The following is a 12,907-nucleotide window of genomic DNA, read 5'->3' as shown; positions in this document are numbered from 1 at the left end:
TTTCAGAGATTGTTATCATGCAGGCGGGCGAACCATCGCCTGCGCCCCGGCGGGGCATTTTCCGCACTCAGGAACCCAGATGTCCAAGACCTTCAAGATCGGCACCCGCGCCAGCCTGATGGCGGTGCGGCAGACCGAGGCCATTATCCAGGCGCTGCAGGCGCAGTTTCCCCAGCACCGCTTCGAGATGGTCACACGCCAGGCGCGCGCCGATCTCGATCTGAAAAGCCGCCTGGGCGCCCTGGGCGGCAAGGGAGGCGCCTTCGTCACCGCCATGCACGAGATGATGCTCTCGGGCGAAGCCGACATGGTCATGCATTCGCTCAAGGATCTGCCGGGCAACGAAGAGTATTACGCCGATACGCGCTTCTCGATCGGCGCCTGCCTGCCGCGCAGCGATCCGAGCGACGCGCTGGTGCTCAAGCAAGGACTGGCGGCCGACACCGTACCGGCCACGATAGGCACCTCGTCGGTGCGGCGTTCCGCGTTTCTGCGCAGGCTGTACCGCAACGCGCGCATCGTGCCCTTCCGCGGCGCGGCCGACAAGCGCATCGCACGCCTGGACAGCAATACGCCCATGGAATTCAACTACGGCGGCAAGACGCCGCCGCTCGATGCTCTGGTACTGGCGCATGCGGGCCTGACGCGCATCGGGCTGGGCGACCGAATCTCGCGCGTCTTCACGCCAGACGAGATGTGCCCGGCCGTGGGCCAGGGCGTGATCGTGGTCGAATACGCCGCCGGCAACGAAGAGGTCCAGGCCTTGCTGGCCGCGATCAACCACCGTGAAACCATGTACTGCTACCAGGCCGAGCGCGCCCTGCTGCGCGCGCTCAACGGCCACTGCGATTCGCCCATCGGCGCGCACGCCTGGATCGAAGACGGCCAGCTCAAGCTGCGCGGCACCGTGGTGTCGATGGACGGCGCCAGCGCCGTCGACGTGTTCGACAGCAGCAGCAACATCGACCCGGTATCGCTGGGCATGCGCGCAGGTTTGCGGCTGAACAAGCTGGGCGCGCAGTCCATCATCGAAGAAACGCGCTACGCGGAGTGATGCCGCCACGCGGGCATGCATGATGATGGATTATCATGCTGCCTGCCTTCAGGGTGTGTGGCCGAGCGGTTTAAGGCACCGGTCTTGAAAACCGGCGAGGGGTCAAACCCTCCGTGAGTTCGAATCTCACCGCACCCGCCACCAGGCTCGTCTTATGCGGGCCTGATCGCCAGCACGGCATCGATATCCGGTTCGTCGATCTGATCCGGGTTCAGATACTGACGGGCATAGCGCCGCCAGATGCCCTCCTTGAGAAAAAGATCCAGCAGATCCGGATCCAGATGCCTGTCGCGTTTCATGGCGCCCATGATGCGTACGGCCTCGCTGAGCTTTTTGGCCTTTTTGTAGGGCCGGTCGGCGGCGGTCAGAGCTTCGAACACGTCGGCGATGGCCATGCTGCGCGCCACCACGCTCATGTCTTCGCGCCGCAGCCCGCGGGGGAATCCGCTGCCGTCCATTTTTTCGTGGTGGCCGCCGGCGAATTCGGGCACTTGCCGCAGCGCGCCCGTCAGCGGCAGATCCTGCAGCATGACGATGGTGCGGGTCATGTGCCGGTTGATCTCGTAGCGCTCTTCGGCGGTCAGCGTGCCGCGGCCGATGGACAGGTTGTAGATTTCGCCCTGGTTCAAGCGGTGTGCCAGCGGCTTCATGCTGAAACCGCCTTCGCTTTCCAGTTCTGCAAGACGATTGTCGTGATGCTCGATGAGATGCTCCGGGCGGTCGCTCAATAGAGGTTCTTCGACCGGCAGCGAGGCAGCCGGCGCCCGATCTTTGCGCAGCCTCTCGTCGCGCGATATGCCGATGCGGTCGTCGAGCGTGCGCGTCCAGGTACGCTCGCCGATGCGGCGCAGACGCGCGATGTCTTCGTCGGCCATTGTCTCGCCGCCTTCGTTGCAGGCCGCCACGAACGCGAAGTCCTCGTCCAGCGCGCTCAGTTCCGCGTCGCGTCTCGCGGCCAGGGCGGGCGCGTTGCCGCCCTGCGCCACGCCGCGCCAGTAGTCGGTATGGCAACCGGCCTTGAGCAGCTCGAAGCGCATGCGGATCTCGTGCAGCCGGTCGTAGATCGTCTCGAGCTTGGTGGCCTTGTCGACCACGTATTCGGCGGTGGTGAGCTTGCCGCAATCGTGCAGCCATCCGGCCACTTCGACCGCCTCCCATTCTTCCGCGGTCAGCGCGAAGTCTGCGAACGGCTCGTCGCACGCAGCCTGAGCCGCCTGCGTCAACGCCATGGTCAGCATGGGCACGCGCTGACAGTGGCCGCTGGTGTAGGGAGATTTGGCGTCGATCGCGTTGGCGATCATGCGTATCGTAGCATCCAGCAGACTTTTGCGCGCCTTGAGCAACTGCCGCGTCTCGATGGCGATCGCCGCCGTGCCCGACAAGGCACGCGCCACGGCCAGGCTCGCATCCGGCATCGAATCGGCGGCATGCGCCCGCACAGCCAGCACCAGACCGCCGATCACATCCTCGGCGGAGTTGAGCAGCGGAATGACCACGAAGCGGAACACCTGGCCCTGCTCTAGAGGCGCCGGCCCGATCAGATCGGACAGCAGCGGCGACAGCGACGATGCATCGCGGTCGAAATAGACCACCTTGCGGCTCGTCAGTATCTGTCTGACCTGCTCGTCGGCGTCGGAACCCTCCAGGGATCGCGGTTCGACATCCTGCCCCTGCATGCCTCGGGCCGGAACATTCCGGGCGGCAACGGAGAACGCCAGGCCGTCGTCCTCGGACAACAGGATGAGCCCGCCCTCGGCCTCGAGGATGGCCAGCGTCTCCTGCAGCAGCCGCCCGATCAGGCGCGCAGGCTCGCGCTCGGTGATCAGCGCCTGGCCGATCTCGGTGAAGCGCTGGATGGTCTGGCCTGCCTTGCCGATGGCGCGCGACAGCGTTTGCACTTCCTGCACGGACGACTGCATGGCCGGCACCGGACGGAACTCGAAGCTCGCAATGCGTTCAGCCTCGTCGGCCAGCCGCAGCAGCGGGCGGCTGACGGTCCGCGCAGCGACCAGGATGATCAGTCCGACCACGCCCACCAAAGCGATGCCGAGCCAGCTGATGGTGGAAACCAGCTTGCGCTCGCTGGCCAGAACTTCGTCCGAGGGCGTCGCGGCAACGACGCGAAACGTCCAGTAGCCCGAGTGCAAGGGCGCCGAGCGCATGATCCATTCTCTGCCCTGCACCCGCACAATGTGCGACTGGGTCGGGTCTGTCGGCAAGTTCGCCGCGGCCGCCACCATCTCGGCCATGATGCCGGTCGGGGCCGACGACGCGGCAGCGGCCGCATTCGGCTCGCGCGATGCCAAGGGCTCGCTGCTGGCCAGGACCTGGCCGTGATCGTTGGCGATGAGCAGCATCGAAGATGGCGTGCTCTCCATTTGCGTCAGGGCTTGCGACAGATCGGCCAGCGTGAAGTCGGCGCCGGCGACTCCATGGCCGGACTGCAGACGCCGTGCGATGGTCAATCCGCGGTCCTGGCTCAGGAAGAACCCATAAGGATCGGTCAGTATGGCGCCCCGGCTGGCCATGGCCTCCCGGTACCAGGGTCGGGTGCGGGGATCGTAGGGCCGCGTCGGATCGGCCCGTTCCTCGACGGTCGCAAGCCCGGCATCCAGAAAACTCACCTGCCTTCCCCCGCCTGCCGATGCCGGCGGATCGAGTTCGAGGATGTAGTGTGCGCTGCCGGGAGCGTCGACCTTCTGGCGCGCGGCAGCCGTGAGCAGTTTGCGCAGCAGCACGAAGCCGCCGTCGTCGAAGCCGATGTAGAGCGTCGAGGTGAACGGGGAGACATTGAGCGCCAGACTCATGCGCCGGATGAACACCGGCTGGGATGCGCCTTGGTAGTCCGTTGCCTGGGGATCGGCCGCCAGCATCTGCAGCATCGGATCGATCCTGCTGACGCTTTTGTCGATTTCGCTGCGGCTCTGACCGACGGCATGATCGAACAGCGTCTGCGAGGCTTCCTCAACGATGTCGATCGTCTTGTTGTTCACGTAGGCGATCATGACCAGCATGGCCGCCAGGATGGTCGCGCCGAATACCACGGCAAGATGCGTGGCCAGCCGATGGCGCCACCACGCGCCAACGGCTCGATCGAGGATATTCATGTGCGGCACAATCTCGAAGATTGATAGGCCGGCCGCACTGCCTCAGGCCGGTTTGGAAAGCTGCACCGATAATACCCCCGGGCACGATGTTATAGTGCCGCGATCCTGACGCCGCCCATTCCACGGGCCTCTTACGGCATCGCGCACCCATGGCGAAATTGGTAGACGCAAGGGACTTAAAATCCCTCGCCGCAAGGCGTCCCGGTTCGATCCCGGGTGGGTGCACCAGTCGCGAAAACATGCCGTCATGAGCCACGATCAAGACATCGCACCGGAGAGCACCGCAGCGCGGGTCGCCCTGTGGCGGGCTCTGCATGTCATGATCGACCCGCCCCCGCATGGCCTCGAAGACCGGATCGGCATCGCGTTGCCCGGCACCAATGCATGACCGATACCGAAACCGCCTCGCCTCCCTTCATCGTGCTGGACGCCTGTGTGCTGATGTCCACAGTGTTGCGGCAATTGTTGCTGCGCACGGCGCAAAGCGGCGTCTTTCAACCGGTCTGGACGGACCGTATCGGCGAGGAGTGGCGCCGCAATGCGGCCCGCCTGTGGGGCGCGCCCCGCGAGATTCTGGACGGCTTGTGGAATGACATGAATCAGGCCTTTCCTGGCGCCATGGAAAAGGAAACGCAGGCCTACGAAACCGGCCTGCGCTACAGCGACGCCAAGGATTTTCACGTGATCGCCGCAGGCCTGGCGCGGCGTGCGCGCTGCGGACTGCAGCACACGCCCGTGGTGCAGGTCATGACCTGGAATCTGAAGGACTTCAATCGGTCGGAGCTGCGCAGACAAGGCCTGGACGTATTCAGTCCGGACGTCATGCTGGCCCGCTGGTGGCAGGCCGACGCGCCTGCGCTTCGATATGCCCTGGAGACTGTCGAGCAGGACTTCGTGGCGCTTGGGCGCGAGCCGTTGCCGCTGGACGCCATCCTGCATCGGGAAAGACTCTATCGGCTGGCCAAGCTTATCGCCGCGTAAGCGCCGCCTGCGTCAATTGCCGTAATTGCTGGCGGCAAAGCCTGCCTTGTTGAGCGTGTCGATGACTTCCTGGATATGCTCGGGCCCGCGCGTCTGCAGCACGAACTCGACCTCGACGTCGCGCGCCGACAGCGTGGTGAAGGCCCGCTGGTGATGCACTTCGGTAATGTTGGCGTGAGCATCCGCGATCAGCTTGGTGACCTGGGCCATGGCGCCAGGCAGATCGCGCAGATCGACCCGGATGCGGGCCAGTCGGCCGCCGCGCACCATGCCGCGCTCGATGAGTTCGCCCAGCATGAGCGGGTCGATGTTGCCGCCGCACAGCACCAGTCCGATGCGCTTGCCCTGAAACCAGGCATCCTGGCCGCGCGCGCGGTCGCGCAGCAGCGCCGCCAGGCCCGCGGCCCCGGCCCCTTCCACCACCGTCTTTTCGATTTCGAGCAGCACCACGATGGCATGCTCGATATCCGCCTCGGCGACCAGCTCGATGCGATCGACCAGGCTGCCGACGATCCGGCGGGTGATCTGCCCGGGGGACTTGACCGCGATACCCTCGGCGATGGTGTAGGGCCCCGCCGGCATCTCGCGCCCCTGCATGGCGGCATACATGGCGGGAAAGCGCTCTGTCTGCACGCCGATGACTTCGATATCGGGATTGAGGCCCTTGGCGGCAGTGGCAATGCCCGAGATCAGCCCCCCGCCGCCGATGGCGATGACCAGGGTGTCCAGATCGGGCTGGTCTTCGAGCATTTCCAGGGCCACGGTGCCCTGCCCCGCGATGATGGCCTCGTCGTCGTAGGGGTGGATCATGATCAGGCCGCGTTGGCGTATGAGCTCCTGGCTGTGCGCCACGGCATCGTCGAAGGTGTCGCCTTCGAGCACCACCTCGGCACCGAAGCGCCGCGTGTTGGCCACCTTGACCGTGGGCGTAAAGCGCGGCATGACGATGACGGCCGGCACGCCCATGCGCTGCGCGTGATAGGCCACGCCCTGCGCGTGATTGCCCGCCGACACCGCGATGACGCCCTTGGCCCGCTCTTGGGCGGAGAGCGCCAGCATGCGGTTCAGCGCGCCCCGTTCCTTGAACGAGGCCGTGAACTGCAGGTTCTCGAATTTGAGCCAGATCTGCGCGCCCAGCATATCGGACAAGGTGCGCGACAGCATGAACGGGGTCTTGAGCACTTGCCCCTGCAGCCGCTCGCGAGCGGCCTGGATGGTGGAGAGATCGATCATGATGGGAACGTTTCGTCAGCGCACGGGAAGAAAGTTGAAGAGCAACAGGCTTTGGACGTAGTCGATGCCGATGCGACGGATATTTTCGCCCAGAAGACTGGCCACCAGGTCCAGACGACCGATAATTTCGCCGAACTCGCGTTCGAAGCTCAGGTTTGCCGGCCCTTTGCCCATTTCGTTGGAGAGGAGCAGAGGTTCGCCCGAGGCCGTGCGGCGCGTGGCCAGCATCCAGTCCGCAGCCTCGACGTCGCGCGCGGCGTTATAGATGCGCTGGCCGTCTAGTTTGCTGAAGGGGTAGAAGACCCGTTTGCCGTTATGCGCGGCGATAATGGTGTCTGCCAGGCCATAGATGAACGCCGCGACCCGGTCGCCCGTGTATTTGGGATCGAGCGAAACCGACAGAACCTGGATGTCCTGCAGGCCGACCAGACCGGGAGGCGGCTGGCGTTTTTCGATCAGCCCCTTGACCCATTTGACGGCAGCGTCGACGTCCGGCTGGCCGCTCTTGCGCCATTCGCGTGGATTGCGGCGATAGAGCTTGTCGAGCAGCCTGTACAGGCTGTTGAGATTGTCGCGCATGGCCAGGGTGACCGTACGGTCGAAATCGGTCTGTACCACCTGGCCGGCCGACATGGGATCGGTGTTCGGCGTGCTGCCGTCTTTGCGCGGCGGGGTCGACGAGCATCCTGCCAGAAGCAGGACGCTCGAAGCAATCAGCATCCACTGCCTTATCGCCATGCGCCGGGCCTTCTCCAGTTGCGAAGTGCCCTGACTTTACCCCGAAATAGACGGCGGTATCTCTTTCTGCGCAACGACGGTCAGCGCACGAGGCACGGCCGCTTGTTGTCGAATTTCCAGTTGGGAATGAGGTACTGCATGGCGATCGCGTCGTCGCGCGCGCCCAGGCCGTGCTGCTGGTAGAGCGCGTGCGCCCGGTCCAGTTCGTCCATGTCGATCTCGATGCCCAGGCCCGGTTTTTGCGGCACCCGCACCTTGCCGCCGACGATCTGCAGCGGCTCGCGCGTCAGGCGCTGGCCGTCCTGCCAGATCCAGTGCGTATCGATCGCGGTGATCTTGCCGGGCGCTGCAGCGGCCGCGTGCGTGAACATCGCCAGCGAGATGTCGAAGTGGTTGTTCGAATGCGAACCCCAGGTCAGGCCCCAGTCGTTGCACATCTGCGCCACGCGCACCGCACCTTGCATGGTCCAGAAGTGCGGATCGGCGAGCGGGATGTCGACCGATTGCAGCAGCACGGCGTGGCCCATCTGCCGCCAGTCGGTGGCGATCATATTGGTGGCCGTGGGCAGGCCCGTGGCACGGCGAAATTCCGCCATGACCTCGCGACCGGAATAGCCGTTCTCCGCGCCGCAGGGGTCTTCCGCATAGGCCAGCACATCGTGCTTGTCGCGGCACAAACGGATCGCCTCGGCCAGCGACCAGCCCCCGTTGGGATCCAGCGTGATGCGCGCCTCGGGAAAGCGTTCGGCCAGCGCCGTGACCGCTTCCATTTCTGCATCGCCGGCCAGCACGCCGCCCTTGAGCTTGAAGTCGTTGAAGCCGTAGCGCTTCTTCGCGGCCTCGGCCAGGCGCACCACGGCTTCGGGCGTCATGGCCTCTTCGGTGCGCAGACGCTCCCAGTCGTCGCGGCCGTCGGCGCCGCTCGCATACGGCAGATCGGTCTTGTTGCGATCGCCGATGAAGAACAGATAGCCGAGCATTTCGACCTCGCTGCGCTGCTGGCCTTCGCCGAGCAACGCAGCCACCGGCACGCCCAGGTGCTGCCCGAGCAGGTCCAGCAGCGCGGCTTCGAGCGCCGTGACCGCGTGGATCGTCGTGCGCAGGTCGAAAGTCTGTAAACCGCGCCCACCCGCATCGCGGTCGGCAAAGGCTTTACGCACCGCGTTCAGCACGGCTTGCATATTGCCGATGGACTGTCCGACCACGAACGGGTGCGCGTCGGCGATCGTCTTGCGGATCGCCTCGCCGCCCGGCACTTCGCCCACGCCGGTATTGCCAGCGCTGTCGCGCAGCAACACGATGTTGCGCGTAAAGAAAGGGCCGTGCGCGCCGCTCAGGTTCAGCAGCATGCTGTCGCGGCCCGCGACGGGCACGACGCGCAATTCGGTGACGACGGGAGTGTTCGAAGGAGCGGTTTGTGTGGAAGACATGATCAATACCCTGAAAAAAAACGCCGCGCTGGATCACTCCGGCGCGGCGCACTCTACCATGCGAAACCGAGGTTTATTCGGCCTGCGGCGCGGCTTCGGCTTGCTGCTGTTCGATGCCGCCGAGCGCCTTGATCGACAGGCGCAGACGGCCCTTTTCGTCGGCTTCGATGACCTTGACGCGAACCTGCTGGCCCACCTTGAGCACGTCGTTGATGTTGGCGATGCGGTAGTTGGCGATTTCGGAAATGTGCAGCAGACCGTCCTTGCCGGGCAGCACTTGCACGATGGCGCCGAAATCCAGCAGACGCAGCACCGAGCCGTCGTAGACCTGGCCGACTTCGACTTCGGCGGTCAGCTCGGCGATGCGGCGCTGGGCTTCCTTGGCCTTGTTGTCGTCGGCGCTGGCGATGACGATGGTACCGTCGTCGGAGATGTCGATCTGCGTGCCGGTTTCTTCGGTCAGCGCGCGGATGGTGGCACCGCCCTTGCCGATCACGTCGCGGATCTTCTCGGGGTTGATCTTCATGGTGAGCATGCGCGGCGCGAACTTGGACAGTTCGGTATGCGAGCCCGAGATGGCATCGCGCATTTTCTCCAGGATGTGCAGGCGGCCTTCGCGGGCCTGGGCCAGCGCGACCTGCATGATTTCCTTGGTGATGCCCTGGATCTTGATGTCCATCTGCAGGGCGGTGATGCCGTTGTCGGTGCCGGCCACCTTGAAGTCCATGTCGCCCAGGTGATCTTCGTCGCCCAGGATGTCGGTCAGCACGGCGAACTTGCCGTCGTCCAGGATGAGGCCCATGGCCACGCCGGCCACGTGATCCTTGACCGGTACGCCGGCGTCCATCATGGCGAGCGAGCCGCCGCACACCGAGGCCATCGACGAGGAGCCGTTGGATTCGGTGATTTCCGAGACCAGGCGGATGGTGTACTGGAAATCTTGATGATCGGGCAGCAGCGACACCAGCGAACGCTTGGCGAGGCGGCCGTGACCGATTTCGCGGCGCTTGGGCACGCCGATGCGGCCGGTTTCGCCGGTGGCGAAGGGCGGCATGTTGTAGTGGAGCATGAAGCGGTCGCGGTACTCGCCCATGAGCGCGTCGATGATCTGCTCGTCCTGCTTGGTGCCCAGGGTGGCGACCACCAGGGCCTGCGTTTCACCGCGGGTGAACAGGGCCGAGCCGTGCGCGCGAGGCAGCACGCCCAGGCGGATGCTGATCGGGCGCACCGTGCGGGTGTCGCGGCCGTCGATGCGGGGTTCGCCGTTCAGGATCTGGCTGCGCACGATGCGCGCTTCCATGTCGAACAGGATGTTGTCGACGGTGACGCCGTCGGGCGCACCCTGGCCGGCAGCCGCGGCCTGGCTCGCCAGCTTGGCCTGCACGTCGGCATAGACTTCGCGCAGCTTGGTGGTGCGAGCCTGCTTTTCGCGGATCTGGTAGGCGGCAACGAGGCCTTCCTGGGCAGCGGCGGCGACGGCCGAGATCAGGGCTTCGTTCTTGGGCGCGGGCTGCCAGTCCCAGTCGGGCTTGCCGGCTTCGCGCACCAGGTCGTGAATGGCGTTGATGACGGCCTGCATCTGCTCATGGCCGTGCACCACGGCGCCGAGCATGACGTCTTCGGGCAGCTGCTGGGCTTCGGATTCGACCATCAACACGGCGGTTTCGGTGCCGGCCACGACCAGATCGAGCTTGGAGGTCTTGAGCTGCGAGGCCGTGGGGTTGATGACGTACTGGCCGTCGATGTAGCCCACGCGCGCGGCGCCGATGGGGCCGTTGAAGGGAATGCCCGAGATGGCCAGCGCGGCCGAGGCGCCGATCATGGCGGCGATGTCCGGGTCGATTTCGGGGTTGACCGACATCGTGTGGATCACCACCTGGACGTCGTTGTAGAAGCCCTCGGGGAACAGCGGACGCAGCGGACGGTCGATCAGGCGCGAGGTCAGGGTTTCTTTCTCGGAGGGCTTGCCTTCGCGCTTGAAGAAACCACCGGGAATGCGGCCGGCGGCGTAGGTCTTTTCGATGTAGTCGACGGTCAGGGGGAAGAAGTCCTGGCCAGCCTTGGGCTTCTTGGCGGCAACCACCGTGGCCAGCACGACGGTGTCTTCGATCGAGACCATCACAGCGCCGGAAGCCTGGCGGGCAATTTCGCCCGTTTCCAGCGTGACGGTGTGTTGGCCGTACTGGAACGTCTTGGTCACTTTGTTGAACATGACTGTTTATTCCTAAAAAATAAAAAACCGTGGCCGCCGCGACGACAGCGTCGCACCGACCACGGTTGTGTTCATGGGGATACTACCCCGTCGATCACTTGCGCAGACCGAGTTTTTCGATCAGGGCACGGTACGAATCGGGATTGCGGCCCTTGAGATAGTCCAGCAGCTTGCGGCGGCGGCTGACCATGCGCAGCAGACCGCGGCGCGAGTGGTGGTCCTTCATGTGTTCTTTGAAGTGACCGGTCAGTTCGTTGATGCGTGCGGTGAGCAGAGCCACTTGAACTTCGGGGGAACCGGTGTCGCCTTGAGCGCGTTGAAATTGCGCAACGATGTCGGATTTATTGATGTCGGCTACGGACATTTGAGACCTCTATGGACTGGCGTTCGGGCTGAGGGCGCCTGGACGTGGGGTTACATAAACAATTGCACACAGACTCGCATGCAAGTCGACCATTATAGCGGATAGTCTAGAATCCCCCTAATAGGCGGGAACCGCCTGGCTCCTGCCCCGGACCGCCCATGCTGGGGAGCTCTCGTGCATATACGTCACCTATTTCTGCGAAGCGGCGCAATCGCCGCCCTGGCTCTGTCCCTGTCTGCCTGCAAGAATATGGCTCAGGCCAACATGGACCAGATCATTCCTCCCGGGGCGTCCTTTGCGCAAATCGAGGCTCGTTACGGCAAGCCCGATCTGGTCTGCCCGCTTGCAGGCGGCGGACAACGCGCGATCTGGACGTCGCAGCCCAAGGGGCATTACGCCTGGGCGGCCAACGTCAGCGCGGACGGCCACATCGATCGCATGCAGGCGCTGCTTACCGATCAGCATTTCGGCAAGCTGGTGATGGGCTGGACGCCCGAGCAGGTGCGCTGCGAGTTCGGCCCGCCCGCCTATATCGACGGCGTCGGACTACCTGGCTACACGACCATCGTCTGGTCGTACCGTTACCTGCAGGACGGCGTCTGGAATTCGCTGATGTACGTGTACATGGGTCCCCACGGCGATCACGTCACGGGCTACAACCCCGGGCCCGATCCCGCGTACGACGACCGGTACTGAGTCGGAAGCCCGTCCGTCTTTCAGCCGTGGCGTTCCTGCTGCAGGCGGCGCGCCCGGCTCCAGCGCCAGATCCAGACGAACCAGCCTGATACGCCGTAGATCACGAAAAGCGTGAACAGCACCACCGGCGGGTCGCTGGACACGAAGACGAACACCACGACCACCAGCAAAATGCCCCAGAAGGGCACGCTGCGGCCCAGGGCGAATTTCTTGCCGCTGTAGAACGGCGCATCGCTCACCATGGTGATGCCGGCGTACATGGTCAGGCCGAACATGGTCCAGGCCATGAGGTGGTCGTGGATGGGCAGCTTGTTGTCCACCGACAGCCAGACGAAGCCGGCCACCAGCGCCGCCGCCGCTGGGCTGGGCAGGCCTTGGAAGAAGCGCTTGTCGACCACTGCGATATTGGTGTTGAAGCGGGCCAGGCGCAGCGCGGCGCCGGCCACATAGACGAAGGCGGCCAGCCAGCCCCAGCGGCCCATGTCCTGCAGAACCCACTCGTAGGCCACCAGCGCGGGGGCCACGCCGAAAGAGGTCATGTCCGAGAGCGAGTCGTATTGTTCGCCGAAGGCCGACTGGGTGTTGGTGAGGCGGGCGACGCGGCCGTCCATGCCGTCGAGCACCATGGCCACGAAGATGGCGATGGCGGCGACGTCGAAGCGCGCGTTCATGGCTTGCACGACCGCGTAAAAGCCGGAAAACAGGGCGGCGGTGGTGAAGGCGTTGGGGAGGAGGTAGATGCCCCGATGGCGGTGTTCGGGATCGCGGTGAAGCATGTTGGGCATGTCTATGAACTGATCTCGCTGAGCGCGAATAAACAACAGGTTAACCGATTGCGGGGCTGTTTTTGCGTTCGATGAGGGCTGTCGGTTCTTGAAACGCATCGCCGCCCCGAGTGGGGGCATCAGACCATCGGCGGGGTTTGGGCGCCGCCTTAGGCGCCCAAAGTCCCCTGCGGGGACTGCCCCCGCCTCTAAGGTCTGATGCCCCCACTCGGGGCGGCGATGCTTGCTAGGTCTCAGCGCGTTCTTGCGTCGTGCGCCGAGCCCTCGCCCAACTGCTTAGTTCTTGCTCTTGTCGACCAGCTTGTTC

10 protein-coding genes, 2 tRNA genes and 1 pseudogene are annotated in these 12,907 nt (G+C 64.7%); 6 read left to right on the top strand and 7 right to left on the bottom strand.

Annotated features, from left to right (window positions below; all coding sequences use genetic code 11):
- The first annotated feature begins 79 nt into the window (after nucleotides 1-79).
- Nucleotides 80-1,054 carry a hydroxymethylbilane synthase gene (hemC, locus tag ACTHJ1_RS13670; RefSeq protein ID WP_440193246.1) on the top strand — a complete coding sequence of 325 codons (975 nt, stop codon included), beginning with the start codon at nucleotides 80-82 and terminating at the stop codon, nucleotides 1,052-1,054.
- A gap of 51 nt (nucleotides 1,055-1,105) precedes the next feature.
- Nucleotides 1,106-1,195: transfer RNA gene (locus ACTHJ1_RS13665), tRNA-Ser, on the top strand.
- A gap of 11 nt (nucleotides 1,196-1,206) precedes the next feature.
- Here ACTHJ1_RS13665 and ACTHJ1_RS13660 read toward each other — a convergent pair.
- On the bottom strand, nucleotides 1,207-4,161 hold the full coding sequence (locus ACTHJ1_RS13660) for an HD domain-containing phosphohydrolase (protein ID WP_440193244.1): 2,955 nt from the start codon (nucleotides 4,159-4,161) through the stop codon (nucleotides 1,207-1,209).
- A gap of 143 nt (nucleotides 4,162-4,304) precedes the next feature.
- On the opposite strand from ACTHJ1_RS13660, the gene ACTHJ1_RS13655 reads away from it, so the two are divergent.
- From ACTHJ1_RS13655 to ACTHJ1_RS13645, 3 genes and pseudogenes are all read left to right on the top strand, one after another.
- Nucleotides 4,305-4,389 (top strand) — tRNA-Leu (locus tag ACTHJ1_RS13655).
- A gap of 19 nt (nucleotides 4,390-4,408) precedes the next feature.
- Nucleotides 4,409-4,531, top strand: a pseudogene (locus tag ACTHJ1_RS13650) (SAM-dependent methyltransferase); the annotation flags it as partial.
- Between the two features lie 14 nt (nucleotides 4,532-4,545).
- A complete protein-coding gene (locus ACTHJ1_RS13645) occupies nucleotides 4,546-5,142 on the top strand; it encodes a PIN domain-containing protein (protein WP_440193242.1) in 597 nt (198 codons plus the stop codon).
- A gap of 12 nt (nucleotides 5,143-5,154) precedes the next feature.
- Here the strand turns inward: ACTHJ1_RS13645 and ACTHJ1_RS13640 are convergent, their stop codons facing one another.
- The 5 genes from ACTHJ1_RS13640 to rpsO all read right to left on the bottom strand — a co-directional run bounded on the left by ACTHJ1_RS13640 (nucleotide 5,155) and on the right by rpsO (nucleotide 11,119).
- The gene (locus tag ACTHJ1_RS13640; protein WP_440193240.1) at nucleotides 5,155-6,375 is read right to left on the bottom strand and encodes a threonine ammonia-lyase; all 1,221 of its coding nucleotides are present in this window, start codon (nucleotides 6,373-6,375) and stop codon (nucleotides 5,155-5,157) included.
- Nucleotides 6,376-6,390: 15 nt separating this feature from the next.
- The gene (locus tag ACTHJ1_RS13635; protein ID WP_440193238.1) at nucleotides 6,391-7,095 is read right to left on the bottom strand and encodes a hypothetical protein; all 705 of its coding nucleotides are present in this window, start codon (nucleotides 7,093-7,095) and stop codon (nucleotides 6,391-6,393) included.
- Nucleotides 7,096-7,193: 98 nt separating this feature from the next.
- Complete coding sequence (gene gudD, locus ACTHJ1_RS13630; protein WP_440193236.1) at nucleotides 7,194-8,543, bottom strand: glucarate dehydratase; 1,350 nt, start codon at nucleotides 8,541-8,543, stop codon at nucleotides 7,194-7,196.
- Nucleotides 8,544-8,616: 73 nt separating this feature from the next.
- Nucleotides 8,617-10,755: a polyribonucleotide nucleotidyltransferase gene (gene pnp, locus ACTHJ1_RS13625; protein WP_440193234.1), complete on the bottom strand. Its 2,139-nt coding sequence runs from the start codon at nucleotides 10,753-10,755 to the stop codon at nucleotides 8,617-8,619.
- A gap of 94 nt (nucleotides 10,756-10,849) precedes the next feature.
- The gene (gene rpsO, locus ACTHJ1_RS13620) at nucleotides 10,850-11,119 is read right to left on the bottom strand and encodes a 30S ribosomal protein S15 (protein ID WP_330917712.1); all 270 of its coding nucleotides are present in this window, start codon (nucleotides 11,117-11,119) and stop codon (nucleotides 10,850-10,852) included.
- 249 nt (nucleotides 11,120-11,368) lie between these two features.
- Here rpsO and ACTHJ1_RS13615 point away from each other — a divergent pair, with 249 nt between their 5' ends.
- Nucleotides 11,369-11,815, top strand: coding sequence for a hypothetical protein (locus ACTHJ1_RS13615; RefSeq protein ID WP_440193346.1), 447 nt, complete (start codon nucleotides 11,369-11,371; stop codon nucleotides 11,813-11,815).
- 20 nt (nucleotides 11,816-11,835) lie between these two features.
- Here the strand turns inward: ACTHJ1_RS13615 and pssA are convergent, their stop codons facing one another.
- Complete coding sequence (pssA, locus tag ACTHJ1_RS13610; RefSeq protein ID WP_440193232.1) at nucleotides 11,836-12,600, bottom strand: CDP-diacylglycerol--serine O-phosphatidyltransferase; 765 nt, start codon at nucleotides 12,598-12,600, stop codon at nucleotides 11,836-11,838.
- Nucleotides 12,601-12,907 lie beyond the last annotated feature (307 nt).

This window comes from Bordetella sp. (genome assembly GCF_051960075.1).
Classification (GTDB): Bacteria; Pseudomonadota; Gammaproteobacteria; order Burkholderiales; family Burkholderiaceae_B; genus Bordetella.
Note: the sequence above shows the minus strand (reverse complement) of the source record. Positions and strands in the feature narration are given on the sequence as shown.

Excerpts from the sequence above, each read along its gene's own strand:
- ACTHJ1_RS13645 (WP_440193242.1), top strand. The coding sequence starts at position 4,546 with ATGACCGATACCGAAACCGCCTCGCCTCCCTTCATCGTGCTGGACGCC.
- ACTHJ1_RS13615 (WP_440193346.1), top strand. The coding sequence starts at position 11,369 with ATGGCTCAGGCCAACATGGACCAGATCATTCCTCCCGGGGCGTCCTTT.
- rpsO (WP_330917712.1), bottom strand. The coding sequence starts at position 11,119 with ATGTCCGTAGCCGACATCAATAAATCCGACATCGTTGCGCAATTTCAA.
- ACTHJ1_RS13660 (WP_440193244.1), bottom strand. The coding sequence starts at position 4,161 with ATGAATATCCTCGATCGAGCCGTTGGCGCGTGGTGGCGCCATCGGCTG.
- pnp (WP_440193234.1), bottom strand. The coding sequence starts at position 10,755 with ATGTTCAACAAAGTGACCAAGACGTTCCAGTACGGCCAACACACCGTC.
- gudD (WP_440193236.1), bottom strand. The coding sequence starts at position 8,543 with ATGTCTTCCACACAAACCGCTCCTTCGAACACTCCCGTCGTCACCGAA.
- ACTHJ1_RS13640 (WP_440193240.1), bottom strand. The coding sequence starts at position 6,375 with ATGATCGATCTCTCCACCATCCAGGCCGCTCGCGAGCGGCTGCAGGGG.
- hemC (WP_440193246.1), top strand. The coding sequence starts at position 80 with ATGTCCAAGACCTTCAAGATCGGCACCCGCGCCAGCCTGATGGCGGTG.
- pssA (WP_440193232.1), bottom strand. The coding sequence starts at position 12,600 with ATGCCCAACATGCTTCACCGCGATCCCGAACACCGCCATCGGGGCATC.
- ACTHJ1_RS13635 (WP_440193238.1), bottom strand. The coding sequence starts at position 7,095 with ATGCTGATTGCTTCGAGCGTCCTGCTTCTGGCAGGATGCTCGTCGACC.